We start from the raw sequence: 24,667 nt of genomic DNA, 5'->3' as shown, positions 1-24,667 counted from the left end.
AAAAATTGACGCAAGCGCACAATCGTGCAGCGCATCGGTCACTCGTGCGCATCGTCCGAAGCCTGCTTCGGCAAGCGCGGGCTACCCTGCTGCCCATGCAGCGTACGCCAGCCCCAGAGCAGATAGCCCGACACCGCATAGCCGACAAACAGGCCGAACAGCGCCACCGGCGGATCGCTCGACACCACCACGAACAGCACAAGCACCAGCACCATCACACCGAACGGCACGCGATGCCGCACATCGAGCGCCTTGCCGCTGTAGAACGGCGCATTCGACACCATCGATAGCCCCGCATACAGCGTCAGCCCGAAAGCGACCCACGGCATCCACAGTTCCTTGACCGGCAGCTTGTTGTCGATGGCCAGCCAGACAAAGCCGGCGATCAGCGCGGCGGCGGCCGGGCTCGGCATGCCCTGGAAGAAGCGTTTGTCGACCACACCGATGTTGGTATTGAAGCGTGCCAGACGCAGCGCAGCGCCTGCGCAGTAAACGAACGCAGCCAGCCAGCCCCACTTGCCCAGGTCACGCAAGATCCACTCGTACATCACGAGCGCAGGCGCGACGCCAAACGAGCACATGTCGGACAGTGAGTCGTACTGCTCGCCGAACGCACTCTGCGTGTTGGTGATGCGGGCGACACGGCCATCCATGCCGTCGAGCACCATCGCCGCGAAGATGGCAATCGCCGCCGTCTCGAAGTTCAGGTTCATCGCCTGCACGATGGCGAAGAAGCCCGCAAACAACGCAGCCGTCGTGAAAGCGTTGGGCAGCAGATAGATGCCGCGGCGACGTGGACGCACGACCTCCAGGTCGTCTTCATCCGAACGCGGCTGGTTGTGGCGCAGCGAACGCAAGTGCGTCACGTTGTTGGCGGTAAAGCGCTTCTTGCGCCGATTGAACGCGGGCATGGCGGCCTCCGGATCAGTCCAGTTCGGCGAGCACTGTGAGCGTGGCGGACACCTTCTCGCCAATCGTCACGCGCGGGCGTGCGTTCAGCGGCAGGTATACGTCGACGCGCGAGCCGAAGCGGATGAAGCCATAGCGTTGGCCGCGCGCGAGGGTCTCGCCGACTTTGGTATAGCAAAGGATGCGGCGCGCGATCAATCCGGCCACCTGCACCGAGGTCACGATCTGGCCATCGTCACGACGCAACACCACGGCATTGCGCTCGTTTTCCAGCGAGGCCTTATCCAGATCGGCGTTGACGAACTTGCCAGGGAAGTACGACACCTGCTCCACCTTGCCGTCGACCGGCGCGCGGTTGGAGTGCACGTTGAACACGTTCATGAACACGCTGATCTTCAGCGCATCGCGATCGGCATACGGATCGCGCACCTGCTCGACGGCAACGATGCGGCCGTCGGCCGGCGACAGAATCGCGTTGGCCTGCGTCGGGACGGCACGCGCTGGATCGCGGAAAAACTGCAGCACGAACAGCGTCACCAACCAGAACGGCCACGCCCAGCCAAAGCCGGCGGCAGCCTGCACGATGAGCGTGACAATGAAAATCCCGCCCAGGTACGGCCAACCCTCGCGGGCAATGATGGGATGCGGATACGTGTTGTTCAAAATCAGACCTCGACTGCGTCTTGAAGGAAATGCGGCATTCTAGCCGACACGGGGCCGCGCCAGCACTTGAAACAGCGCCAGACACCTTCGATTCAGCATAAAAAAAGCCAGCCCGGAGGCTGGCTTTCTTCTCGCACAAAGCGTGATCGATCAGTTCTTGGTCTGGTCGACCAACTTGTTCTTGGCGATCCACGGCATCATTGCGCGCAGCTTGGCGCCAACCTGCTCGATCTGGTGCTCTTCGGTCAGGCGGCGGCGTGAGATCAGCGTCGGCTGGCCTGCCTTGTACTCCAGCAGGAAGCTCTTGGCGTACTCGCCGGTCTGGATGTCCTTCAGGCATTGCTTCATGGCCTTCTTGGTCTCTTCCGTCACGACGCGCGGGCCGGTGACGTATTCGCCGTATTCGGCGTTGTTCGAGATCGAGTAGTTCATGTTGGCGATGCCGCCTTCGTAGATCAGGTCGACGATCAGCTTCAGCTCGTGCAGGCACTCGAAGTAAGCCATTTCCGGAGCGTAGCCGGCTTCCACCAGCGTCTCGAAGCCAGCCTTGATCAGCTCGACGGTACCGCCGCACAGCACGGCTTGCTCGCCGAACAGGTCGGTTTCGGTTTCTTCACGGAAGTTGGTTTCGATGATGCCGGCGCGGCCGCCGCCGTTGGCGGTGGCGTACGACAGCGCGATATCACGCGCTGCGCCCGACTTGTCCTGGTGCACGGCGATCAGGTGCGGCACGCCGCCACCTTGCGTGTAGGTGCCACGCACGGTATGGCCCGGAGCCTTCGGGGCGATCATGATGACGTCCAGGTCGGCGCGCGGAATCACGGCACCGTAGTGCACGTTGAAGCCGTGGGCAAATGCCAGTGCGGCGCCTTGCTTGATATTGCCGTGCACTTCGTTCTTGTACACGTCAGCGATCTGCTCGTCCGGCAGCAGGATCATGACAACGTCGGCTTCCTTCACTGCCTCGGCCACTTCCTTGACCTGCAAGCCGGCGTTGACGGCCTTGTTCCACGACGCGCCGTTCTTGCGCAGACCAACCGTCACCTTCACGCCCGAGTCGTTCAGGTTGAGGGCGTGGGCATGGCCTTGCGAGCCGTAGCCGATGATGGTGACGTTCTTGCCCTTGATGAGGGAGAGGTCGGCGTCCTTGTCGTAAAACACTTTCATGTTGATGTCCTAATTTTCAAATATCCATGGGGGCCGGCAGCACGCACGCGCCGGTCAAACCTTCAGAATGCGCTCGCCGCGGCCAATACCCGAGCCGCCCGTACGGACGGTCTCCAGAATGGCAGTACGATCGATGGCATCGAGAAACGCGTCGAGCTTGCCGCCGTTACCGGTCAACTCGATCGTGTAGGTCTTCTCGGTCACGTCGATGATGCGACCGCGGAAGATGTCCGCCGTACGCTTCATTTCCTCGCGCTCCTTGCCAACCGCACGCACCTTCACGAGCATCAGTTCGCGCTCGATGTGCGCACCTTCGGTCAGGTCGACGACCTTGACCACCTCTACCAGGCGGTTCAGGTGCTTGGTGATCTGCTCAATGATGTCGTCCGAACCGGTCGTGACGATCGTCATGCGCGACAGCGAGGCGTCTTCGGTCGGGGCGACCGTCAGCGTCTCGATGTTGTAGCCGCGCGCCGAGAACAGGCCCACCACACGCGACAGCGCACCCGGCTCGTTTTCCAGCAGGACAGAAATGATGTGACGCATTACAGATCCTCCACGCCGAGCAGCATTTCAGAGATGCCCTTGCCAGCCTGGACCATCGGCCAGACGTTTTCGGTCGGGTCGGTCTGGAAGTCGAGGAACACGGTGCGGTCCTTGAGTCGGAAGGCTTCGCGCAGCGCGGGCTCGACATCCGCCGTCTTCTCGATGCGCATGCCAACGTGGCCATACGATTCGGCCAGCTTCACGAAATCCGGCAGCGCCTGCATGTAGGAATGCGAGTAACGGTTGTCGTACTCGATTTCCTGCCACTGGCGCACCATGCCCAGATAGCCGTTGTTGAGCGAGCAGATCTTCACCGGGGTGTCGTACTGCAGGCAGGTCGACAGTTCCTGGATGCACATCTGGATCGAGCCTTCACCGGTGATGGTGACGACTTCCTTGTCCGGGAACGCCTTCTTGATGCCCATCGCGTAAGGCAGGCCCACGCCCATGGTGCCCAGACCGCCGGAGTTGATCCAGCGGCGCGGTTCGTTGAACTTGTAGAACTGCGCGGCCCACATCTGGTGCTGCCCAACGTCGGAGCAGACGAAGGCGTCGCCATTGGTCAGTTCCCAGATCTTCTCGACCACGTACTGCGGCTTGATGATCTCGGAGGTGCGGTCGTACTTCAGGCAATCGACGCTGCGCCACTGCTCGATCTGCTCCCACCACTTGGCCAGCGCCGTCTTGTTCGGCTTGGCTTCGCCGCTCTGGATCTGGGCGATCATCTCCTGCAGCACGTCCTTGACGTTGCCGACGATGGGGATGTCGACCTTCACCCGCTTGGAAATGGACGACGGATCGATGTCGATGTGGATGATCTTGCGCGGCTGCGACGAGAAGTGCGCCGGGCTGCCGATCACACGGTCGTCAAATCGCGCACCGATGGCGATCAGCACGTCGCAGTTCTGCATCGCCATGTTGGCTTCGTACGTGCCGTGCATGCCCAGCATGCCGACGAACTGCTTGCTGGTGCCCGGGAATGCGCCCAGGCCCATCAGCGTGTTCGTGACGGGGTAGCCGGTCAGCGCAGCCAGTTGACGCAGCTCTTCGCTGGCGTCGGCAAGCACCACGCCGCCACCCGAATAGATGTACGGACGCTCAGCCTGCAGCAGCAGGCTCACAGCCTTGCGGATCTGGCCGGAATGGCCCTTGTTGACCGGATTGTACGAGCGCATCTCGATGGTCTTCGGATACTCGTACTTGCACATCTCGCGCGAGACATCCTTGGGGATGTCCACCACCACCGGGCCCGGACGGCCGGTCGAGGCGATGTAGAACGCCTTCTTGATGGTCGAAGCGAGATTGCGCACGTCCTTGACCAAGAAGTTGTGCTTGACGATCGGGCGTGTGATGCCGACGGTGTCGCATTCTTGGAAGGCATCCTGACCGATGGCGTGCGTCGGCACGTTACCGGTGATGACGACCATCGGGATCGAATCCAGGTAGGCAGTGGCGATGCCGGTCACGGCATTGGTCACGCCCGGGCCGGATGTCACCAGGGCGACACCGACCTTGCCCGTGGCGCGCGCATAGCCGTCGGCCGCATGGACCGCCGCCTGCTCATGGCGCACAAGAATGTGTTCGATCTTGTTTTGCTTGTAGAACGCGTCGTAGATATAGAGCACCGCGCCGCCGGGGTAACCCCAGACGAACTCGACGCCCTCTGCTGCGAGCGCATTGACGAGGATCTCAGACCCCATCATGTCGGCAGATGAACCGCTATTGGCGTGGGAAAATTCCGCGCTTGGCATATTCATGTCAGTCCTTTGCAATTTTCGGCAAAAAATTGTTTGGATGCTCTCTACCGGGCTTGTGGCGCGGATTTGAGCGGTGCGCGTCTGCATGGATGGTCCGCCTGATGGGCGGCCAGATGAGACAAACCACAGATATTGTGAACCGACAATGATACTGCAATGCCGCATGTCGGTCCAGCGACGGCAAGATTCGCCACACTGGGCGCCTCGCCAGACAGTCAGGCTGTCCGCCGACCCGCATTTTTGCTAGCATCGCAACATTTTTGACGGCCCAGGCCGTCGCTGCCATGCGGCGCCACCATCACATGATGACAATGTGAACTTCCGCCCGGCTGCCCCACCAGGATTCGCACCCGCCGTAGTATGGCCTCTGAACAGGAACTGTCGGCCTTCCTTCTAAGCGTCGAGAAACGCGCCTTCAAGCAGGCGGTCTTCGCGGTCCGTGACGACGATGCCGCGCTCGATATCGTGCAGGACGCCATGATCAAGCTGGCCGAGAAATACGGCGACAAGCCCGAGGCCGAGCTGCCCCTGCTGTTCCAGCGTATCCTCCAGAACACGATCCACGACTGGTTCCGCCGCACCAAGGTGCGCAATACGTGGGTCAGCCTGTTCTCCAGCTTCCGCACGGAATCCGAAGGCGACGACACCGACCCGCTCGAACTGATCGAAAGCGAAGCCGGCTCCACAGCGGCGGAGAGCAGCGCCGACAAGGTCGAGCGCTCGCAGATGCTGGAAATTCTCGAGCGCGAAATCGAGAAACTCCCGACACGTCAACGGGAGGCCTTCCTGATGCGTTACTGGGAAGACATGGATGTTGCCGAGACAGCCCAGGCAATGGGCTGCTCCGAGGGGAGCGTGAAGACGCACTGCTCGCGGGCAACGCACGCCCTGGCCCAAGCGCTGCGGGCGCGAGGGATCCGACTATGAACAAGGCAGAACTCCGAGAACGCCGCTTCGTGCACGCCGTCCGCATCGCTCTGAACGAGTCGGCCGGACAGTTGCCGCCTGATGTGCGCGACCGCCTCAGCGCGGCGCGCAGGACAGCGCTCGCGCACAAGAAAGCAGAGGCGCCGAGCACGGTGCGCACGCCTGCCCTGGCCATGCCGGGTGTCGGCTCGGTGTCCTTCGACATGGAAGGCGGCGCGCCGTCGCCGCTGCAGCGTGCCTCGGCGCTCCTGCGCCGTTTCGGCCTGCTGTGGCCGACCATCGCGCTGCTCGCTGGGCTTGCCGGCATCTATCAGTGGCAACAGCAGCAACGCGTGGACGAACTCGCCGAGGTCGACACCGCGATGCTGCTCGACGACCTGCCGCTGGCCGCCTACGCCGATCAAGGCTTCCATCAGTATCTCGACAAACGCGATCAGTGAAAGGCTGATCGATGAGCGACCTCCAACGCACCCACGGCCAACCACCGCGCGGCGGGCAGACAACCTCTCGGTTGGCTGCCGTCATCGTCGCGCTGATCGGCATGACGAGCGCGGTCCTGGCGCAAGTGCCAAGCGCATCGACACCGACTGCAGCTTCGACTCCAAGCGCCAGCGACACGCTGGCGCTGCCGACGCCGCCCGCCACGAATCCGCAACCGTCCGTCCACCCGAACTGGTCCGAGTTGACCACCGTGCAGCAGCGCATCCTTGCACCGCTGGCCCCGGAATGGAACGGCATGAACGAACTGGCCCGCAAGAAGTGGCTGCAGATCGCCCAGGCCTATTCCAAGTACACGCCAGCCCAGCAGCAGCGCCTGCAGACGCGCATGGCCGACTGGGTCAAGCTGACGCCCGAACAACGCCACCGCGCGCGGGAGAATTTCCAGACCACCAAGTCGGTTCCGCTGCAGAAGAAGAGCGAAGCGTGGCAGCACTATCAGCAGTTGCCTGACGAGCAGAAGAAGGCGCTCGCTGCGGCGGCCAAGGCGCAGAAGCGTCCATCGGCAGTGACGGCGCTGCCGGGAAGCACGAGGCTGGCCAAGGATGCCGCCAAGGCGGTGCACCACGGCGCGCGCACCAAGCCGGGCACGACCAAGTCGGCGCCCAATCCGCTGGCGCCAGCCAAATCAACGGCGTCTGCGCCTGCGGCCGCGCCCATGCCTACGCCCGCACCGGCTCCGGCCGCGGCGGCGTCCACCCCCGCCAGCGTCCAGGTGACGACACCGTATCCGGCCGTGCCCCCCACCGCGCCGAACGGCGACTCGGGCACGGGCAATCCACCGCCGTCGACGGTGCTGGGCGGCTGAGCATCGCTCGCCCTTTGGCATAATCCGATCAAGCGCTGTGCACGTTGTGCCGGCGCGCGATCGATGACCACGCCGCACTCTTCCCGGTTCGATGTCCACGACTGCTTCTCCGATCCCGCCTGTCATGGCGACTGACCCGCTCGCCACGCCCACACTGCGCCGCCGGCTTGCCGCGATGCTCTACGAGGGGCTGCTGCTGTTTGGCGTGATGTTCGGTGCCACGGCAGTCTTCCTGGTCTTGCGGGCAATCATTCCGCCACTGGCGCGCACGGGCGATGCGGGCCTGCAGGTCTGGGGCTTCCTGGCGCTGGGCCTGTACTTCGTGGGGTTCTGGCGCCGACGCGGCCAGACGCTGGCCATGCAGACTTGGCGCATGCGCGTGGTCAACGCGGACGGATCACGCATTTCGCTTGGCCGCGCCGTTGCACGCTACGTGCTGGCGTGGATCTGGGTTGCGGTGGCCGTCGGCATCATCCACGTGAGCGGAGTATCGCGCTGGGCCGGCGCCGGTGTTGCGCTGGCTTGCGTGCTGGCATGGGGCGCGCTGGCGTGGCTGGACCCGCAGCGCCAGTTCCTGCACGACCGCCTGGCCGGTACGCGCGTGGTGCGCGACTGAACCCACCCGCGGCGACGCCCACCTCATGACGCGCGCCAACCTACCTACATCTGCTGTTCCCCTCGCCTTCCTGACGGCGGCCGGCGCGCGCCGCATCGCCGTGGCAATGCAATGTGCGGCAACGCTGGCACTCGCCTGGGCCGCACATCGCTGGATGGGATTGAACTGGGCAGGCGCAGCGGCAGTGGCCTGCGCGAGCCTCGTTCTCGGATACATCCTTTCGGTCGGCTGGGCCTTCGTCATCTCGCAGGCGAGCCCGGGCACGGCCATCCCGGATGATCCGGCTTGGGACCGCATGCCCGTGCCGCACGAACAGCGCATCGGCGTGACGGGCTTCATTGCATGTTGGCTGCGCGAATGCGGTTCGGTGGCATGGATGTTCAACGTGCTGCAGCCGTTTCGCTCGCGCGCCGCGTTCGATGCACCGGCAGGCGGCGGGAAGCTCGTGCCGGTGCTGATGATCCACGGCTACGGCTGCAACCGCGCGGTGTGGTTGCCGATGCAGAAGCACCTGGCCGCCGCTGGCCACCCGATCGATGCGATCGACCTGATGCCATTGCTTGGCGATATCGACGACTACGCGCACGACCTTGCCGCTGCCGTCGCCCGCATGACGCACGAATACGGCCGCGCGCCGGTACTGCTCTGCCACAGCATGGGTGGGCTTGCCGCGCGCGCGCTGCTGCGGCAATCGCAGGAGACCGCCCTGGTTGCGCATGTCATCACGCTTGGCTCACCGCACCGTGGCACAGCGATGGCACGCTCGGGGCGCGGCCATAACGTGCGTCAGATGGCCTGGGCGAGCCCGTGGCTGCGGCAACTTGCGGCCTCCGAAACCTCGGCCGTGCGTGCGCGCATCACGTCGATCTTCTCGTGGCACGACTCCATCGTCGGGCCGGCTGGCGCGTCGTGGCTGGAAGGCGCACGGCATATCCCGTTCTCGGGCATCGGGCATGTGTCGCTGCTATGCGACGCACGTGTGCGCGATACCGTGCTGGCAGAACTTGCGCGCATCGAAGACACCGCACCGACTCCATCCGCCTGAAACACACGCCCAGCGCAGGTCTTGGGCATGCCCTTCGTCGTTCGTGGGGATCACGTCATGTGGCGGTCATGTTTCTGACACGGCTTATTCACGCAGCGGTGGCGAAATCCGTCCAACGCAGCCTCCGTTGCCGACATGGTCCTGCCAAATCTGCCATCGCGCCCTGGTTTTCTCCGCCGCCTCGCGCAACGCTTTCGCGCCGCTCCCCTCACCGGTTCCGACTGGAACGCCCCACCGCCTCTGATGCAAATGGCTGCCGGACTTGCTGCCGCCGGCACACTGGGCTCGGCCGTCCCCGCCGGGCGCGGCAATGTGCGAGACCACGAGGCGCCCGCCACGGCACCGACCTCCGCTCTGGTCCCGGACCAGATGGCGGACAAGGACACCGACCCGCCCGCCGAGAAAGTCCACCGCTACCGCACGATCTGGCTGTCGGACATCCACCTCGGCACGCCGGGCTGCCAGGCGACCTACCTGCTCGACTTCCTCAAGCACAACGAATCCGACACGCTGTACCTGGTCGGCGACGTCGTCGACGGCTGGCAACTGCGCAAGGGCTGGTACTGGCCGCAAGCGCACAACGATGTGGTGCAGAAGGTGCTGCGCCGCGCGCGCAAGGGCACCCGCGTGGTGTTCATCCCGGGCAACCACGACGAGATGGCGCGCCAGTTCCACGGCCTGAATTTCGGCGATATCGAAGTCGCCGAGGATGCAGTGCACGTAACGGCCACCGGCAAGCGCCTGTGGGTCGTGCACGGCGACCTCTTCGACGGCGTGATGCAGCACGCGCGCTGGCTCGCCTATGTGGGCGACACGCTCTACACCTTCATCCTGGCGATGAACCGGCACTTCAACCGTATCCGCGTGCGGCTTGGTTTTCCGTACTGGTCGCTGTCGCAATACCTCAAGCATCAGGTCAAGAACGCAGTCAACTTCATCAATTCGTTCGAGCGCGTGATGACGGACGAAGCGCGCCGCCGCGGCTGCGACGGCGTGGTCTGCGGGCATATCCACAAAGCCGAGATCCGCGAGATCGACGGTCAGCTCTACTGCAACGACGGCGACTGGGTGGAGAGCCTCTCCGCCTTGGTCGAGACCATGGAAGGCGAGCTGCAGATCGTCTACTGGACGCATCTGCTCGACGCGCCGCGCACGTCCCGCCGCGCACGTCGTGCTGCTGCGGCTGCCGCCTGATGGAAGCCCACATGACCCACACCAACATCGACCTCGCACAACCTGCCGCTGTCGCCACCCTCTCGACATCCCCCGCAGCCACGCCCCAAGGAGAGCCCGTGAAAGTCATGATCGTCACAGATGCCTGGGAACCGCAGGTCAACGGTGTCGTCCGCACCCTCACCCAGACGCGCCGTGAACTCGAAGCCATGGGCCACGTCGTCGACATGATCACGCCGCTTGAATTCAAGACGGTGCCGTGCCCGACGTATCCGGAGATCCGCCTGTCGATCCTGCCGGCCAAGCGCGTGCGCGAGCGCATCGAGAAATTTGCCCCGCAAGCGCTGCATATCGCCACCGAAGGACCGCTGGGGCTGGCCGCGCGCGCCTATGCGCTGCGCCATAAGCTGCCCTATACGACGGCTTATCACACGCGCTTTCCGGAGTACGTGCAGGCGCGCTTCGGCATTCCGCTGGCCTGGACGTACCGCTTCCTCCGTTGGTTCCACAGCCCCGCCCAGGCCGTGATGGCACCGACGCCCGTGGTGCTGAAAGACCTGGCGGCCTACGGCATCACCAACGGCGTGCTGTGGACGCGCGGCGTGGATCTGGACGTCTTCACCTCCCGGCGCGGCAACATGCTCAACACGGCCCACCCGATCTTCCTGTACGTCGGCCGGGTGGCCGTGGAGAAGAACGTCGAGGCGTTCCTGGAGCTGGATCTGCCCGGCTCCAAGTGGGTGGTTGGCGAAGGCCCGGCATTGGCCGGCCTGAAGGCCAAATATCCGAACGCCAACTACCTGGGCGTGCTCAAGCAGCCGGAACTGGCCAAGGTGTACGCCTCGGCCGACGTGTTCGTCTTCCCGAGCCGCACCGACACGTTTGGCCTGGTGCTGCTGGAGGCGCTGGCCAGCGGCCTGCCGGTCGCCGCGTATCCGGTGACGGGCCCGATCGACGTGCTGGGCGATTCGCCTGCCGGTGCGCTGCGCGACGACCTGCGCGAAGCCTGCCTGGAAGCGCTGCGCATTGACCGCGCCACCGCACGCGCGCACGCCGAGCGCTTCTCATGGCGCGCGGCCTCCGAGCAGTTCCTGGCCCACCTGCGCCCCCTGCCCGCCGTACAATCGGACGATACCAAGACCGTCCAACCCTCGACCGCGACGGGCGCATAGACCTTGCGTTCCATGAAACCCACCACCCCACCGGATCGGCCACTCGAAGGCCCGGCCGCGCCGCCAGCGACTGGCACTTACTCGCCGGCCGATAACCCGCACAAGGGCAACCGCGGCATCACGCGGGCCTGGTTTGCGCTCAAGAACTCCATCAGCGGCATCCGCTTCGCCATCGACGAGGAAAGCGCGTTCCGCCAGGAGTTGACGCTGTGCGCGATCCTGCTGCCGTGCGCGTTCATCATCCCGGCCACGGTGGTGGAGCGCATCCTGATGATCGGCACGCTGGTGCTGGTGCTGATTGTCGAGTTGCTCAATTCCAGCATGGAGGCGGCGGTGGACCGGATTTCGCTGGAGCAGCACGGGCTGTCCAAGCGCGCCAAGGATTTCGGCAGCGCAGCGGTCATGCTGGCCCTGCTGCTGTGCGCGGGGACGTGGGTGGCGATCGCCTGGCCCTGGGTGGCATCGCTGTTGCGTTAGGACATACCCGCCCCGAGACCACGTCAACGTTTGGCAATGTGGCGCCCGTAGTACGTGGGGAGTCGTTGCGCAAGCACGATCTTTTATAATCCGGGCACCAACACGCCACGGAGACAGGGCCACCGGCCTTGGCAGTTCAATGGAAACCAAGCAGCATTCCACCGGCCCACGCCGAACGCGCGACCGCATCCTCGAAGTGTCGCTGCGCCTGTTCAACGAGCTGGGCGAGCCCAACGTCACCACCACAACGATCGCCGAAGAGCTCGAAATCAGTCCGGGCAACCTGTACTACCACTTCCGCAACAAGGACGACATCATCAACTCGATCTTCGTGCAGTTCGAGCAGGAGATGAGCCGTCGCTTGAAGCTGCCGGATGACCATAAGGCCACGCTGGACGAAACCTGGGGCTATCTGCAGTACATGTCGGAGTTCCTGTGGAACTACCGCTTCCTGTACCGCGACATCAATGATCTGCTCGCACGCAATCGCATGCTGGAGCTGAACTTCAAGCGGATCGTCGAGCAGAAGCGCCACTTTGCGATGGACATCTGCCACCAGTTCATCGAAGACGGCGAGATGGAAGCCACGCCCGAGCAGGTGGACGTCATCTGCACCAACATCGTGGTGGTGGGCACCTATTGGCTGTCGTTCCAGTTTGTCCTGCACCCACGCCAGTACAACGATCCAAAAGCCATCCGCGACCATCTGCACGGCGTGAGTTATCACCTCCTCTCCATCCTCGCGCCCTACTTGCGCGGCAAGCCGCGGCGGGCCTTTGACCTGCTGGCCGTCAGCCGCAGCAACGACCCGCTCCCTGAAGCCAAATCCAATCAATGAAATCGATCTGCGTCTATTGCGGTTCCAGCCCGGGCACGCGCCCGGAGTACAAGGCCGGCGCCATCGCGCTGGGCAACGAGATGGTCAAGCGCGGCCTCTCGCTCGTCTATGGCGGTGGCAACGTCGGTCTGATGGGCGTCGTGGCCGATGCCGTGCTGCACGGCGGCAGCCCGGTCGTCGGCATCATCCCCAAGTCGCTGGTGCGCAAGGAAGTCGGCCATAAGGAGCTGACCGAGCTGCATGTCGTCGACAGCATGCACCAGCGCAAGCAGATGATGGCCGACCGCGCGGATGCCTTCATCGCCATGCCCGGCGGCGTGGGCACCTATGAAGAGCTGTTCGAAACCTTCACGTGGCTGCAGCTCGGCTACCACAACAAACCGATCGGCCTGCTGAACGTGGCGGGCTTCTACGACAAGCTGCTCGCCTTTATCGACCACGCGGTGCAGGAAGGCTTCCTCAAACGCCACCACGCCGACCTGCTCTATGTGAGCGACGACCCGGCCGCGCTCGTCGACATGCTGGCCAACGCGCCGCGCGAGACCGTCGACAAGTGGTCGGAACGCCGCGAGCGCACGTAAAACCAACCACCCAAGAAACGTTTGCCCATGCAAGACACCTTGCTCCGGATGGCGCTGTATGTGTCGCTCGTGCTGATCGTGCCGGGCCCGACGAATACGCTGCTGCTGTCGTCAGGCCTCAAGGTGGGCGTGCGTCGGACGAGCCCGCTGATCGTCGCCGAAGCGCTGGGCTACGTCACCGCCGTCTCGGCGTGGGGATTCTTCCTGAACGCGCTGTCGGCCAGCCGGCCTTGGCTGCCGGTTGCCGTCAAGCTGCTGAGTTCGGTCTACATCCTCTATCTGGCAGTCAAGATATGGCGCCAGAGCCATGCGCTGCAACATGTTGCGGCCAACCCCGTGAGCTCGCGCGACATGTTCGCCACCACGTTGATGAACCCGAAGGCGCTGCTGTTTGCGAGCACATTGTTTCCGCTCGCAGCGTTCCAGTCCGCGATCTATTTTGCGTGGACGATTGCAGTGTTCCTGGTCGTGCTCGTGCCGATCGCCATTGGCTGGTCGACTCTTGGCGTGCTGCTGACGGCACGGCGCACGTGGGCGCCCCATACGCCCAAGCTGCTACGCGGTGCATCCCTCGTGCTGCTGATGTTCTCGGGCACGCTCGTGTATTCGGTGCTGGGCCGCTAAGCCGCGCAACACACGCGGCTCGCCCGTTTCCTAGAAGGAGGATCCTGGCTGCGTGAGAAACACCGCCTCCTCGGGTGTTGACACGCGCCCGAGCGCCGCATTGCGATGCGGAAAGCGCCCGAAGCGCGCAATGATTTCCCGATGTTTTTCTGCCCAGAGGAGCGAGTCCGCATCGCCTTCCCGGTCTCGCAGGCGCGTGTAGAGGCGGATCGACTCGTCCTGCGCGGCAAGCGCCTCGCTATGCTCGAATGGCAGGTAGCAGAACGCGCGGTGAAAACGCGTCGGAAGCTGCAGATCCCAGCCGGCGGCCACGACGATCTGCGCGGTGTGCAGCGCGGCTGCGTCACTGGCGAAGGCTCGTGCGGTGCCGCGAAACATGTTGCGCGAAAACTGGTCGAGCACCACGATGCGCGCGATGGCCTCCAGTGGCGTGTCCATCCACGTGTTGGCCTCGCCCGTGGAGAGCGCCTCCCACAGCGGCAGGAAGCGTGTGCGTATCTCGGCATCGAAGGCGTCGGACTTGTCGAACCACTCCGGGCGCGCCTCGGTGAGCGGCGCGGTGCCGAACCAGAACGCGAGTACATCGTCGGCGGTGGGCAACCCGATCATGTAAGTCTCCTCTATCGCTTTTTTCTCGTCATGTCCGCGCTTTAGCGCGGCACGTTGCGCATCCAGTCGGCGGTCTGCCAGAAGGCCTGCATCAGGCGCATCTGCAAGGCCTCGTCCAAACCTAGGTCTTGCATCGCCAGCGCCATGCAGCGCATCCATTGGTCGCGCTCCTGCGTGCCGATCTCGAACGGCAGGTGCCGCGCCCGCAGGCGCGGATGCCCGAAGCGTTCGATGTAATGATTCGGGCCGCCCAGCCAGCCGCACAGAAACCAGAACAGCTTGTCGCGCGAGCCGTCGAGGCTGGGCGGGTGCACTGCACGCAGCACGGCAAACTCGGGCTCGAGGTCCATCAGGTCATAAAAGCGATCGACGAGTTCGCGCACGCGCGCCTCACCGCCGATCAGGTCGAATGCCAGGGTTTCCTGGCCGGAAGCAGCATCGGTCATACAACCATCACATCAAGAAATTCAGGCATCGCGCAGCGTAGCCATGGCCGGACGGCGCAGCACATCACGCAGGCCCAGCCAGCCACCAGCGAAGGCGCACACCATGCCGCCCACGATACCCACCGGCAGAATCGCCGGATTGAAACGATACGGGAAATCGAATACATACGCCGACAGCAACCAGCCGATGGCGATGGCGCCCACGCCAGCCATCAGCCCAGCAAGGCCGCCGACGATCAGCACCTCGGCGTACTGTGTCTGCCGCACCACGCCGGAGCCCGCGCCCAGCGCGCGCAGTACACCGGCATCGCGCAGACGCTCATCGCGCGAGCCGGACAGCGCGGCGTACAGCACCAGCACGCCCGCCGCCAGCGTGAAGACGAACAGGAACTCCACCGCCACCGTCACCTGATCCAGCACGCCCTGCACCTGCCGCAGGATCAGCTCGGTATCGACCACCGTCAGGTTCGGGAACTCGCGCACCAGCCTGGCCGGCAGATCGGCTTGGCCGGCGGGAATATGGAACGCCGTCACGTAGGTCTGCGGCATGTCGTGCAGCGCCACGGGCGGCAGGATCACGAAGAAATTCACGCGCATCGAACTCCAATCCAGCTTGCGCAGCGATGTGATGGGCGCGTCCACCGTCTGCCCGGCAACGTCGAAGCGCAGCACGTCGCCCAGGCGCAGGTTCAGCGTCTTGGCGATGCCCTCTTCCACCGACGCCTCGGGCTTCTGCCCGCCGAACCAGCGGCCGGCGACGATGCGGTTCTCGGGCGGCTGCGCCGTGGCGTAGGACAGGTTGAACTCGCGCTCGACCAGATTGCGTGCGCGCGATTCGGCGTACGTCTCGCGGCCGATGGCTTGGCCGTTCACCTGCGTCAGACGCCCGCGCACCATTGGGTAGAGCTTCGGATCGGCCACCCCCGCGCGGGCTAGCGCTTGCGCGACCGACTCCATCTGGTCCGGCTGGATGTTGATGATGAAGCGGTTGGGTGCGTCGGCCGGCGTGGCGTTATGCCACGAGCGGATCAGGTCGTTCCGCGTCATGGCCAGCAGCAACAGCGCCATCAGCCCGACGGCCAGCGCCACCGTTTGCAGCACGCTCACGCCGCGACGGCGCTCCAGCACCGCCAGCGCAAAACGCCAGCCCACGCCCAGTGCATGGCCGCGCCCCAGCGACGCTCCCAACGCGCGCAATCCGCCGGCAGCCAGCAGCGCAAACACGACGATGGCGCCGGCAAATCCTGCGGCCGTCAGCGCCCCAAGCTTCACGTCGCGCGCAGACACCACGAGCAGCGCGAAGAACGCCGCCGCGCCCAGCGCATAGCCAATCCATGCGCCAACGGCGCGCTCGCCCGCGTCACGCCGCAGCACGCGCAGCGGCGCCACACGCACCAGGCTCAACAGCGGCGGCACGGCAAAGCCGACCAGCAACACCAGCCCCGCCGCTACACCCAACGCCGCCGGCCACGCCGATGCCGCAGGCAGTGTCACCGTCAGCAGATCGCCCAGTGATGCCAGCAGCAGCCAATGCGCGCCGTAGCCCAGCAGCACGCCCGCCGTCGAACCCAATACACCGACCAGCAGAAACTCCAGCGCAAACGTGCCGAGAATCTGCCCCTGCCGCAGCCCCAGGCATTTGATGATGGCCACCGCATCGGTATGCCGCGCGGTATAGCGGCGCGCCGCCATGGTGATGGCCACCGCAGCGATCATCGCCGCCAGCAGCGCGACGAGCGAGAGGAAGCGCTCGGCGCGATCCAGCGTTTCACGCATCTGCGGCTGCCCGTTCTGTAAGGACTCGATGCGCACGCCACGCAACCGGCGTGTCTTCAGTTCGTGCTCAGCCCAATTGCGGAATGTGTTGGCGGCGGCATCCGGGCCGGCCACCAGCAGGCGATACGTGACACGACTACCGTAAGTAATGAGGCCCGTCGAGGCCAGATCGGCCATCGGCAACATCACGCGCGGGGCGAAGTTCATGAAGCCCGTGCCGCGGTCTAGCTCCTGCGTAATGACGTGGGCAATCTTGAAGGTGCGCGTGCCGAGGCGAATGGCATCGCCCACGCGCACGCCCAGCGCTTCGAGCAGCGGCGCGTCCACCCACACGGTGCCGGCAGAGGGAATCTCACGGATGGGTGCCCCGACGGTGTCACGCCCGTCGCTGACCTTGACTGCACCGCGCAGCGGGTAGCCCGTGTCGACCGCCTTGACCGCCGCCAGTTGCGAAGCGGGCTCACCCGACGCGCCGTTGGCGAGCGAGCTTGCCATGCTGGGGAACGCCGCGGTGTGCGTGACCTGCAGGCCACTGGCGCGGGCGCGCGCCTCGATATCCGATGGCAGCGGCTGGTCGGACACCACCAGCACATCCGCGCCGAGCAACTGACGTGCGTCGCGCTCCAACCCCGCGTGCATGCGGTCGGCGAGGAAGCTGACGGAAGCCAGCGCGGCCACGGCCAGCACCAGCGCGACGAGCAACAGGTTCAGCTCGCCGGCCCGCCAGTCGCGGCGCAGCATGCGCAGGGCTTGAGTCCAGACGGAAAAACGTGGCATGGGCGGAACATGGAGGGGCGCATCAATCGCGCAGACCCTGCCATGTTCGCATGACTTCAGCGCGCCAGTACGCGGGCGTCTTCGGCATGCCAGGGCAGCGCCTGATCTGCGGTAAGCAGCGAGACCTGCTCGGTGGCGCGGTAGCCAGCAAGATGGCTCAAGCCTTCGCGGAAAGCGGGCCGGCCGATCTGCTCGATCAGCTCGCGCACCCAGGGGCTGAGCGCGTCGTTGCGGCGCACCGCCAGGTAGTACGTCTCACGCGTGAGCGGCACGAAATGCAGGCCATGCGCCTCGGCCCCCGGGCGCAGGCCAAAGCCGACATCCGCGCGCCCCTCCTGCACGGCCACAGCGATCTTGTCGCTGGAGAACTCCTGCTCGTCGTAACCATGGATCTGATCGGGGTACAGCCCGGCAGCCACCAGCAGTTGATCGAACAGCAAGCGCGTGCCCGAACTGCGCTGGCGGTTGACGAAGCGCGCCTGCGTGCGCGCCAGGTCCGGCAGCGACTGCACGCGCCCCGCCCACTGCGGCGACATCATCAGCCCTTGCTCCCGATCCGCCAGGGCGATCAGGCGCACGGCAGTGGGTCGCAGCCACTTGCGCAGGGTCTGGTGCGCGATCGAGCCGGCGCCCTGCTGCGGCGCCACATAAAAGCCGGCCACCTCGCACTGCTTCTCCTGCAGACAGATCAGCCCTTCGACGGCGCTGCAGAACACTGTGTCGAGCTGCGCGCCATGGCTCTCGTGCGCGAAGGTCTGGGCCAACACCTCGACGGCTGGATCATGGCTGCCCGAGAAACGGATGCGCGCCTGTGACTGCGAGGCGTCCTCCAACTCCGACAGGAACTGCCCCATGGCTTGGCGCAGCGCAGGGTCGAGTTGCTCGCGCAGACGCATCTCGGCGCGCAGCATGCGCTCGCCGAACAGCGTGAGCGAGGCACCCCGGCCGCGCTCCATGTCGAGCAGCGAGCGCCCGAGCATTTCCTCCCACGACCGCATCACCCCCCAGGCGTGCCGGTACGAGAGCCCCACCTGCTTGGCCGCCCGGTGCAGCGACCCCGTCTCGCGCACCGCCCGCAGCAACTGGAAAACCTTGCCATTGGCACGTGGGTTGTCATCCGGCCCGACCACCGGAAATACCTCGAACTGGAATGTCATTATGTTTATGGTTTCCTATTTACATCGACCACGGCCCCGGGAAACAATCCTGCTGATCCCCAGGGGGCGGGCGCATCGTGGCCGTCGACTGCCCCATGCTGCCGCCATCATGCAGCATCCGACATAAAGCGTCCACGTTTCCCACATCGCCCTCACGACATGCCCGGATTCTCCAAAACCCTTCGGTTGTCTGCTGTCATCTGCATGACATTGATCGTCGCTGGCACTGCATATGCAGGCGATCTCCGCATGGCAACCACCACCAGCACCGAAAACTCCGGCTTGCTCAAGGTCCTGCTGCCCAAGTTCGAGGCGGCCACCGGCATCCATGTGCAGGTGATTGCCGTTGGCACTGGCAAGGCCGTCAAGCTGGGCGAATCGGGTGACGTCGATGTCGTGCTCGTGCACGCCCGGCCACTGGAAGACGCCTTCGTCGCCTCGGGCGGCGGCATCGACCGGCGCGACGTGATGTACAACGATTTCATCCTGGTCGGCCCAGCCAATGATCCGGCCCGCGTACGCGGTCAGAAGAACGTCATCCAGGGCATGGAGACCATCGCCTCCGCAGGCGAAAAGTCGGGCGCAAAGTTCATCTCGCGCGGCGACAACTCCGGCACCGACGTCATGGAAAAGGCGTACTGGAAAATGGCCAACATCGACCCGAAGGGCAAACCCTGGTTCGTGAGCGCAGGCTTGGGGATGGGCGAGGTGCTGAACATGGCCGCGCAGATGAACGCCTACACTCTCTCCGACCGTGCCACCTACGGCGCCTACCGCGCCAAGACTGGCCTGGACATCGTCCTGGCGGGCGACCCGCGCATGTTCAACCCATACGGCATCATCGCCGTCAACCCGGCCAAGCACGCCGGCATCAATTACACCGATGCGACCAAGCTGATCGAGTGGATCACTTCGACCGCCGGCCAGCAGGCCATCGCCGACTTCAAGGTCAATGGGGAGCCGGTGTTCTTCCCGAGCTACGGGAAGGCGGTGGCGAGCGGGAAGTAACTCCCGCTGCATACGAGAACGGCGGCTCAGGCCGCCGTTTCCAATTGCGGATGCTGCGGCAGTTCGGCGGCCACTTCGCCGATCATGCGGCGCAGCCACATCACATCGGGTGCAGCATGGCTGCGCTCATGCCAGAGCTGGTAGAACCGCATCTTCGGAAAGGCCACGGGCGCAGGCAGGATGCGGATCGGCAGGTATTGCGCACAGTGCGCTGCAAACTGGCGGCCGGTGGTGAAGACGAGGTCGGTGCGCATTAGCACATAAGGCACCAGCCCGAAATATGGCAGCGAGACCTGAATCTGGCGCTTGAGCCCCTGCTCCGCAAGCGCCTGATCGATCATGCTGCGCTGCATGACGGCATACGGCGCGGGAGCCAAGTGCGGCATCTCAATGTAATGCTTGAGCGAGATGCCCTTGCGCGCCAGCGGATGCTGCGCCCCCAGCATGCAGACGACCTCGTCGTCGAACAGCGGTGAAATGTGGAGATGTTCCGGCGGCGAAAGCCAGTTGCCGATCACCAGATCCATGCCGCCCTGCTCCAGCGCCGCCAGGTAATCAACGCCGGCATTGAGCGGATGCACCACCAGCTTGGCTTGCGGCGCGTGCTTGCGCAGGCGCTCGACGATGTTGGGCAGGAAAAATGCATCCAGATAATCCGGCGCGCCCAGGTGGAAGGTGCGCGTGGTGTTGGCCGGGTCGAACTCCTGCGACGGGCGGGCGATGCGCTCCATCGCTTCCAGGCTCTGCTGGGCCAGCGTGAGCAGTTCGTGGCCGCGCTCGGTCGGCACCATGCCGCTCTTGCCGCGCACGAGGATGGCGTCGCCGGTGATCTCCCGCAGGCGCTTGAGCGTATTGCTGATGGCCGGTTGCGACTGGCCGAGCTTGACCGCCGTACGCGTCACGCTCTGCTCGGTGAGCAGCGTGTACAGGACGCGCAGGAGATAGGTATCGAGGTGATCTTTGCCGTGCATCGGGGGCGGGCACGGGCAATGCCGTACCGTCAAAAAACTGGCGAGAAAATCGCTTGGGGGACGATGTCAGTGTATGTCACTTGCACGCCGCGCCGCCAGACCGCTGCCGGCGGGTATACCCCGGATTTTGGCTTTCCGATGCGGGTTATCACCTGGGCCAAATATTGCATTCCTGGCCCGGTGCTATGGTTCCGTTACACACACAAACAGGCGTAGACCCCCATGGAGACTCAGCCCATCCGCTTTTTCCACCGCGGCCAGGTGCGCACCGTCACGGATGCTCCGATCACCCGCACGGTGCTTCAATACCTGCGTGAAGACGCACACTGCACAGGCACCAAGGAAGGGTGCGCCGAGGGCGATTGCGGTGCATGTACCGTCGTGCTCGGCGAGCTGCAGGCAGATGGCAGCGTCGGCCTGAAGGCCGTCAACGCGTGCATCCAGTTTCTGCCCACGCTCGACGGCAAGGCGCTGTTCACGGTGGAAGACGTGCGCGGCAAGGATGGCGTATTGCATCCGGTGCAGCAGGCGATGGTCGAATGCCACGGCTCGCAGTGCGGCTTCTGCACGCCGGGCTTCGTGATGTCGCTCTACGCGCTGTACGAGAACACCGGCAGCGAGGCGCCCATCCCCTCGCGCCAGACCATCTGCGATGCACTGACCGGCAACCTGTGCCGCTGCACCGGCTACCGCCCGATCATCGACGCGGGCGAGCGCATGTTTGAGCTGTCCGCGCCCGCCGGCATCGACCGCACGCAACTGGCAGAGACGTTGCGCAACCTGCAACGCAAGGGCACCTTCAGCTACGCGCCCGTCGGCACCGAGAATGCGCCGCACTTCCATGCGCCGCGCACCGCATCCGCTTTCGCCGCCATCAAGGCCGCACACCCGAACATACGCATCCTGGCCGGCAGCACCGACGTGGGCCTGTGGGTCACCAAGCAGTTCCGCGAACTGGGCGACATCCTCTACATCGGCCAGGTGGCCGACTTGTACGCGCTGGAAAAGCACGACGGCTGGACCGAAGTTGGCGCTGCCGTCTCGCTGGAACAGGCCTACGCCTTCCTCGCCGAGGATTACCCCGAGCTGACCGAACTGTGGCTGCGCTTCGCCTCGCTGCCGATCCGCAATGCCGGCACGCTGGGCGGCAACATCGCCAACGGCTCGCCGATTGGGGATTCGGCCCCCGCACTCATCGCGCTTGGCGCACGCGTGGCGCTGCAGCGTGGCGAGCAACGCCGCGAACTGCCGCTCGAAGACCTCTACCTCGCCTACCAGAAGAACGCGATGGAAGAAGGCGAGTTCGTCGCCGGGCTACGCGTTCCGGCACGCGTTGGGCGCGATGCTCTGCGCTTCCGCACGTACAAGCTGTCCAAACGCTTTGACGAGGACATCTCGGCCGTGTGCGCGGCGCTGGCGATCGAGTTGGACGGCGACGTAGTACGCAGCGCGCGCATCGCTTACGGCGGCATGGCCGCCACCTCCAAGCGCGCGACCGAAACCGAGGCCGCCATCATCGGCCAGCCATGGAACGAGGCGACCGTGCGCGCTGCCATGGCAGCCATGTCGCGCGACTACACGCCGCTCACCGACATGCGCGCCACCGACAACTACCGCCGCGTGTCAGCCGCCAACACGGTGTACCGCTTTTGGCTGGAAACCCGCACCGACGCGCCGCTTGCGCCCGAGCAGATCAATGTGCGCGCGGTCGAATTGAACACCCTCACCGCCGCCTGAGAACATGAACAAGCAAACCGAAGCCTTCCTGCTGGCGGAAGCCGACATCACGGCAGCGCTGCCAGACCAGCGCGGCGCCGTGGTCGGCATCTCGCGTCCGCACGAATCCGCACACCTGCACGTTGCCGGCAGCGCCACCTACACCGACGACATTCCCGAGCTGGCCGGCACGCTGCATGCCGCACTCGGCATGAGCACGCAGGCGCATGCGCGCATCGTCAAGCTTGGGCTGGACCGCGTGAAGGCGGCACCAGGCGTGGTGGCGGTGTTCACCTCGGCCGACATTCCGGGCACCAATGATTGCGGCCCGATCATCCACGACGATCCGATCCTGGCCACCGACACGGTGCACTTCATCGGCCAGCCGATGTTCATTGTGGTTGCCACGTCGCACGACGCGGCACGCCGCGCCGCTCGCCTGGGCGACGTTGAATACGAAGTCCTGCCCCCGCTGCTCACACCCGAGGAAGCACGCGCTGCCGGTCGTTCCGTGCTGCCACCGATGCACCTCAAGCGCGGCGAACCGGCCGAGCGCATCGCCAGCGCGCCGCATTCGGAAGCCGGTCAGATGTCGCTGGGTGGTCAGGAGCAGTTCTACCTGGAAGGCCAGATCTCGTACGCCGTGCCGAAGGAAGACAACGGCATGCATGTGTGGTGCTCAACGCAGCACCCGACCGAGATGCAGCACATCGTGTCGCACATGCTGGGCTGGCACGCCAACCAGGTGCTGGTCGAATGCCGCCGCATGGGCGGTGGCTTCGGCGGCAAGGAATCGCAATCCGGGCTGTTTGCCTGCTGCGCCGCGCTGTCTGCCTGGAAGCTCGCCTGCCCGGTCAAGCTGCGTCCGGACCGCGACGACGACATGATGATCACCGGCAAGCGACACGACTTCCGCTTCGCCTACGAAGCCGGCTACGACGACAACGGCCGCATCCAGGGCGTGAAGGTCGACATGACCTCGCGCGCCGGTTTCTCGGCCGATCTGTCCGGCCCAGTCATGACGCGCGCCATCTGCCATTTCGACAATGCCTACTGGCTGCCCGAGGTGGAGATCGACGGCTTCTGCGCACGCACCAACACGCAGTCGAACACCGCCTTCCGCGGCTTCGGCGGCCCACAGGGCGCGTTTGCCATCGAATACATCATGGACAACATCGCGCGCTCGGTGGGCAAGGACCCGCTGGACGTGCGCCGCGCCAACCTGTACGGCAAGGATAAGAACAACGTCACGCCGTACGGCCAGACCGTGGAAGACAACGTCATCCATGAATTGCTCGACGAGCTGGAAGCCTCGTCCGACTACCGTGCGCGCCGCGAGGCCATCCGCGCATTCAACGCGACGAGCCCGGTGCTCAAGCGCGGTCTGGCGCTCACGCCCGTGAAGTTCGGCATCTCATTCAACGTGAAGCACTTCAACCAGGCCGGTGCGCTGGTGCACGTGTACAACGATGGCTCGATCCTCGTGAACCACGGCGGCACCGAAATGGGCCAAGGCCTGAACACGAAGGTGGCGCAGGTGGTCGCGCACGAACTGGGTGTGGCCTTCACCCGCATTCGCGTGACAGCCACGGACACCAGCAAGGTGGCTAACACGTCCGCCACGGCGGCTTCGACTGGCAGCGACCTGAACGGCAAGGCGGCGCAGGATGCTGCGCGCCAGATCCGCGAGCGCCTGACCGCATTTGCCGCGCAGCACTATGACGTGCCCGTCGAAACCGTCGCATTTGTGGCCGACCAGGTTGAGATCGGCGCGCGCCGCGTACCATTTGACGATCTGATCCGCCTGGCCTACATCGCACGCGTGCAGTTGTGGTCGGATGGCTTCTACGCCACGCCCAAGCTGCATTGGGATCAGGCCAAGCTGAACGGCCGCCCGTTCTACTACTACGCATATGGCGCGGCCGTGTCGGAAGTGGTGGTCGACACGCTCACCGGCGAATGGCGCCTGCTGCGCGCCGACGTGCTGCACGACGCCGGCCGCTCGATCAACCCGGCGCTGGACATCGGCCAGGTGGAAGGCGCGTTCATCCAGGGCATGGGCTGGCTGACCACGGAAGAACTGTGGTGGAACAAGAACGGCAAGCTGATGACGCACGCGCCGTCCACCTACAAGATCCCGACGGTCAACGACTGCCCGCCGGACTTCCGCGTGCGCCTGTTCAACAACGCCAACGTGGAAGACAGCATCCACCGCTCCAAGGCGCTGGGCGAGCCGCCGCTGCTGCTGCCGTTCTCGGTGTTCTTCGCCATCCGCGACGCGGTGGCCGCCGTGGGCGATGGCCGCACCAGCCCGCCGCTGAACGCACCGGCCACCAGCGAGGAAATTCTCAAGGCCATCGACGCCATCCGCAGCGCCCCGCTGTCCGCCTGAGTTTGGGAGACATC

At 64.9% G+C, this 24,667-nt stretch carries 24 protein-coding genes; 14 read left to right on the top strand and 10 right to left on the bottom strand.

Annotation, left to right across the window (positions count from 1 at the left end):
* Positions 1-38: 38 nt before the first annotated feature.
* From pssA to B4F51_RS00155, 5 genes are all read right to left on the bottom strand, one after another.
* The gene (pssA, locus tag B4F51_RS00175; RefSeq protein WP_296223003.1) at positions 39-911 is read right to left on the bottom strand and encodes a CDP-diacylglycerol--serine O-phosphatidyltransferase; all 873 of its coding nucleotides are present in this window, start codon (positions 909-911) and stop codon (positions 39-41) included.
* A 13-nt stretch (positions 912-924) separates the two neighbouring features.
* Complete coding sequence (locus B4F51_RS00170) at positions 925-1,572, bottom strand: phosphatidylserine decarboxylase (RefSeq protein WP_296223001.1); 648 nt, start codon at positions 1,570-1,572, stop codon at positions 925-927.
* 150 nt (positions 1,573-1,722) lie between these two features.
* Positions 1,723-2,739 carry a ketol-acid reductoisomerase gene (gene ilvC, locus B4F51_RS00165; protein ID WP_004630832.1) on the bottom strand — a complete coding sequence of 339 codons (1,017 nt, stop codon included), beginning with the start codon at positions 2,737-2,739 and terminating at the stop codon, positions 1,723-1,725.
* A 54-nt stretch (positions 2,740-2,793) separates the two neighbouring features.
* The gene (gene ilvN, locus B4F51_RS00160; RefSeq protein WP_296223000.1) at positions 2,794-3,285 is read right to left on the bottom strand and encodes an acetolactate synthase small subunit; all 492 of its coding nucleotides are present in this window, start codon (positions 3,283-3,285) and stop codon (positions 2,794-2,796) included.
* A complete protein-coding gene (locus B4F51_RS00155) occupies positions 3,285-5,042 on the bottom strand; it encodes an acetolactate synthase 3 catalytic subunit (RefSeq protein ID WP_296222999.1) in 1,758 nt (585 codons plus the stop codon). Before B4F51_RS00155 ends, ilvN begins: the two co-directional genes overlap by 1 nt.
* Positions 5,043-5,402: 360 nt before the next feature.
* On the opposite strand from B4F51_RS00155, the gene B4F51_RS00150 reads away from it, so the two are divergent.
* From B4F51_RS00150 to B4F51_RS00100, 11 genes are all read left to right on the top strand, one after another.
* Positions 5,403-5,969 carry an RNA polymerase sigma factor gene (locus B4F51_RS00150; RefSeq protein WP_296222997.1) on the top strand — a complete coding sequence of 189 codons (567 nt, stop codon included), beginning with the start codon at positions 5,403-5,405 and terminating at the stop codon, positions 5,967-5,969.
* Positions 5,966-6,409, top strand: coding sequence for a DUF3619 family protein (locus B4F51_RS00145; RefSeq protein ID WP_296222996.1), 444 nt, complete (start codon positions 5,966-5,968; stop codon positions 6,407-6,409). Before B4F51_RS00150 ends, B4F51_RS00145 begins: the two co-directional genes overlap by 4 nt.
* Positions 6,410-6,420: 11 nt before the next feature.
* Positions 6,421-7,275, top strand: a complete 855-nt coding sequence (locus B4F51_RS00140) for a DUF3106 domain-containing protein (protein ID WP_296222994.1) — start codon at positions 6,421-6,423, stop codon at positions 7,273-7,275.
* Positions 7,276-7,399: 124 nt separating this feature from the next.
* Complete coding sequence (locus tag B4F51_RS00135; RefSeq protein WP_414706635.1) at positions 7,400-7,891, top strand: RDD family protein; 492 nt, start codon at positions 7,400-7,402, stop codon at positions 7,889-7,891.
* Between the two features lie 25 nt (positions 7,892-7,916).
* Positions 7,917-8,936 (top strand): esterase/lipase family protein, encoded by a 1,020-nt coding sequence (locus B4F51_RS00130; protein ID WP_296222990.1) that lies wholly within the window; start codon positions 7,917-7,919, stop codon positions 8,934-8,936.
* Positions 8,937-9,179: 243 nt separating this feature from the next.
* Positions 9,180-10,130 carry a UDP-2,3-diacylglucosamine diphosphatase gene (locus B4F51_RS00125; RefSeq protein ID WP_296222988.1) on the top strand — a complete coding sequence of 317 codons (951 nt, stop codon included), beginning with the start codon at positions 9,180-9,182 and terminating at the stop codon, positions 10,128-10,130.
* A 107-nt stretch (positions 10,131-10,237) separates the two neighbouring features.
* The gene (locus B4F51_RS00120) at positions 10,238-11,281 is read left to right on the top strand and encodes a glycosyltransferase family 4 protein (protein ID WP_296223459.1); all 1,044 of its coding nucleotides are present in this window, start codon (positions 10,238-10,240) and stop codon (positions 11,279-11,281) included.
* 12 nt (positions 11,282-11,293) lie between these two features.
* Positions 11,294-11,758: a diacylglycerol kinase gene (locus B4F51_RS00115; RefSeq protein ID WP_296222986.1), complete on the top strand. Its 465-nt coding sequence runs from the start codon at positions 11,294-11,296 to the stop codon at positions 11,756-11,758.
* Positions 11,759-11,897: 139 nt separating this feature from the next.
* Positions 11,898-12,596: a TetR/AcrR family transcriptional regulator gene (locus B4F51_RS00110; RefSeq protein ID WP_296222984.1), complete on the top strand. Its 699-nt coding sequence runs from the start codon at positions 11,898-11,900 to the stop codon at positions 12,594-12,596.
* The gene (locus tag B4F51_RS00105) at positions 12,593-13,177 is read left to right on the top strand and encodes a TIGR00730 family Rossman fold protein (RefSeq protein ID WP_296222982.1); all 585 of its coding nucleotides are present in this window, start codon (positions 12,593-12,595) and stop codon (positions 13,175-13,177) included. Before B4F51_RS00110 ends, B4F51_RS00105 begins: the two co-directional genes overlap by 4 nt.
* 21 nt (positions 13,178-13,198) lie before the next feature.
* Complete coding sequence (locus tag B4F51_RS00100; RefSeq protein WP_296222980.1) at positions 13,199-13,801, top strand: LysE family translocator; 603 nt, start codon at positions 13,199-13,201, stop codon at positions 13,799-13,801.
* Positions 13,802-13,831: 30 nt separating this feature from the next.
* Here B4F51_RS00100 and B4F51_RS00095 read toward each other — a convergent pair whose 3' ends face one another.
* From B4F51_RS00095 to B4F51_RS00080, 4 genes are read right to left on the bottom strand one after another with little or no spacing between them, the layout of a single operon-like run.
* Positions 13,832-14,410, bottom strand: a complete 579-nt coding sequence (locus B4F51_RS00095; RefSeq protein WP_296222978.1) for a DUF924 family protein — start codon at positions 14,408-14,410, stop codon at positions 13,832-13,834.
* Between the two features lie 41 nt (positions 14,411-14,451).
* Entirely contained in the window at positions 14,452-14,856 is a 405-nt protein-coding gene (locus B4F51_RS00090) for a group II truncated hemoglobin (RefSeq protein WP_296222975.1), read from the bottom strand.
* A 21-nt stretch (positions 14,857-14,877) separates the two neighbouring features.
* Positions 14,878-17,409: an ABC transporter permease gene (locus B4F51_RS00085; RefSeq protein WP_296222973.1), complete on the bottom strand. Its 2,532-nt coding sequence runs from the start codon at positions 17,407-17,409 to the stop codon at positions 14,878-14,880.
* A gap of 56 nt (positions 17,410-17,465) precedes the next feature.
* Complete coding sequence (locus B4F51_RS00080) at positions 17,466-18,566, bottom strand: substrate-binding domain-containing protein (protein ID WP_296222972.1); 1,101 nt, start codon at positions 18,564-18,566, stop codon at positions 17,466-17,468.
* A 159-nt stretch (positions 18,567-18,725) separates the two neighbouring features.
* On the opposite strand from B4F51_RS00080, the gene B4F51_RS00075 reads away from it, so the two are divergent.
* The gene (locus B4F51_RS00075) at positions 18,726-19,574 is read left to right on the top strand and encodes a substrate-binding domain-containing protein (RefSeq protein ID WP_296222970.1); all 849 of its coding nucleotides are present in this window, start codon (positions 18,726-18,728) and stop codon (positions 19,572-19,574) included.
* A 26-nt stretch (positions 19,575-19,600) separates the two neighbouring features.
* Here B4F51_RS00075 and B4F51_RS00070 read toward each other — a convergent pair whose 3' ends face one another.
* A complete protein-coding gene (locus B4F51_RS00070) occupies positions 19,601-20,545 on the bottom strand; it encodes a LysR substrate-binding domain-containing protein (protein ID WP_296222969.1) in 945 nt (314 codons plus the stop codon).
* A gap of 222 nt (positions 20,546-20,767) precedes the next feature.
* Here B4F51_RS00070 and xdhA point away from each other — a divergent pair, with 222 nt between their 5' ends.
* Both xdhA and xdhB read left to right on the top strand, forming a co-directional pair.
* Positions 20,768-22,282 (top strand): xanthine dehydrogenase small subunit, encoded by a 1,515-nt coding sequence (gene xdhA, locus B4F51_RS00065; RefSeq protein ID WP_296222966.1) that lies wholly within the window; start codon positions 20,768-20,770, stop codon positions 22,280-22,282.
* A gap of 4 nt (positions 22,283-22,286) precedes the next feature.
* Positions 22,287-24,653: a xanthine dehydrogenase molybdopterin binding subunit gene (xdhB, locus tag B4F51_RS00060; RefSeq protein ID WP_296222965.1), complete on the top strand. Its 2,367-nt coding sequence runs from the start codon at positions 22,287-22,289 to the stop codon at positions 24,651-24,653.
* Positions 24,654-24,667: the final 14 nt, after the last annotated feature.

Source organism: Ralstonia sp. UBA689 (assembly GCF_002298975.1).
GTDB lineage: Bacteria > Pseudomonadota > Gammaproteobacteria > Burkholderiales > Burkholderiaceae > Ralstonia.
This window is presented reverse-complemented; position numbering and strand designations above follow the sequence as displayed.

Bases quoted from the DNA above. Each gene is read 5' to 3' on its own strand.
- B4F51_RS00155 (WP_296222999.1), bottom strand. From the start codon at position 5,042: ATGAATATGCCAAGCGCGGAATTTTCCCACGCCAATAGCGGTTCATCT.
- B4F51_RS00095 (WP_296222978.1), bottom strand. From the start codon at position 14,410: ATGATCGGGTTGCCCACCGCCGACGATGTACTCGCGTTCTGGTTCGGC.
- B4F51_RS00105 (WP_296222982.1), top strand. From the start codon at position 12,593: ATGAAATCGATCTGCGTCTATTGCGGTTCCAGCCCGGGCACGCGCCCG.
- pssA (WP_296223003.1), bottom strand. From the start codon at position 911: ATGCCCGCGTTCAATCGGCGCAAGAAGCGCTTTACCGCCAACAACGTG.
- B4F51_RS00125 (WP_296222988.1), top strand. From the start codon at position 9,180: ATGCAAATGGCTGCCGGACTTGCTGCCGCCGGCACACTGGGCTCGGCC.
- B4F51_RS00135 (WP_414706635.1), top strand. From the start codon at position 7,400: ATGGCGACTGACCCGCTCGCCACGCCCACACTGCGCCGCCGGCTTGCC.
- B4F51_RS00110 (WP_296222984.1), top strand. From the start codon at position 11,898: ATGGAAACCAAGCAGCATTCCACCGGCCCACGCCGAACGCGCGACCGC.
- B4F51_RS00120 (WP_296223459.1), top strand. From the start codon at position 10,238: ATGATCGTCACAGATGCCTGGGAACCGCAGGTCAACGGTGTCGTCCGC.
- ilvC (WP_004630832.1), bottom strand. From the start codon at position 2,739: ATGAAAGTGTTTTACGACAAGGACGCCGACCTCTCCCTCATCAAGGGC.
- xdhB (WP_296222965.1), top strand. From the start codon at position 22,287: ATGAACAAGCAAACCGAAGCCTTCCTGCTGGCGGAAGCCGACATCACG.
- B4F51_RS00075 (WP_296222970.1), top strand. From the start codon at position 18,726: ATGCCCGGATTCTCCAAAACCCTTCGGTTGTCTGCTGTCATCTGCATG.
- B4F51_RS00130 (WP_296222990.1), top strand. From the start codon at position 7,917: ATGACGCGCGCCAACCTACCTACATCTGCTGTTCCCCTCGCCTTCCTG.
- B4F51_RS00070 (WP_296222969.1), bottom strand. From the start codon at position 20,545: ATGCACGGCAAAGATCACCTCGATACCTATCTCCTGCGCGTCCTGTAC.
- B4F51_RS00090 (WP_296222975.1), bottom strand. From the start codon at position 14,856: ATGACCGATGCTGCTTCCGGCCAGGAAACCCTGGCATTCGACCTGATC.
- B4F51_RS00080 (WP_296222972.1), bottom strand. From the start codon at position 18,566: ATGACATTCCAGTTCGAGGTATTTCCGGTGGTCGGGCCGGATGACAAC.
- ilvN (WP_296223000.1), bottom strand. From the start codon at position 3,285: ATGCGTCACATCATTTCTGTCCTGCTGGAAAACGAGCCGGGTGCGCTG.
- B4F51_RS00140 (WP_296222994.1), top strand. From the start codon at position 6,421: ATGAGCGACCTCCAACGCACCCACGGCCAACCACCGCGCGGCGGGCAG.
- B4F51_RS00150 (WP_296222997.1), top strand. From the start codon at position 5,403: ATGGCCTCTGAACAGGAACTGTCGGCCTTCCTTCTAAGCGTCGAGAAA.
- xdhA (WP_296222966.1), top strand. From the start codon at position 20,768: ATGGAGACTCAGCCCATCCGCTTTTTCCACCGCGGCCAGGTGCGCACC.
- B4F51_RS00085 (WP_296222973.1), bottom strand. From the start codon at position 17,409: ATGCCACGTTTTTCCGTCTGGACTCAAGCCCTGCGCATGCTGCGCCGC.
- B4F51_RS00145 (WP_296222996.1), top strand. From the start codon at position 5,966: ATGAACAAGGCAGAACTCCGAGAACGCCGCTTCGTGCACGCCGTCCGC.
- B4F51_RS00115 (WP_296222986.1), top strand. From the start codon at position 11,294: ATGAAACCCACCACCCCACCGGATCGGCCACTCGAAGGCCCGGCCGCG.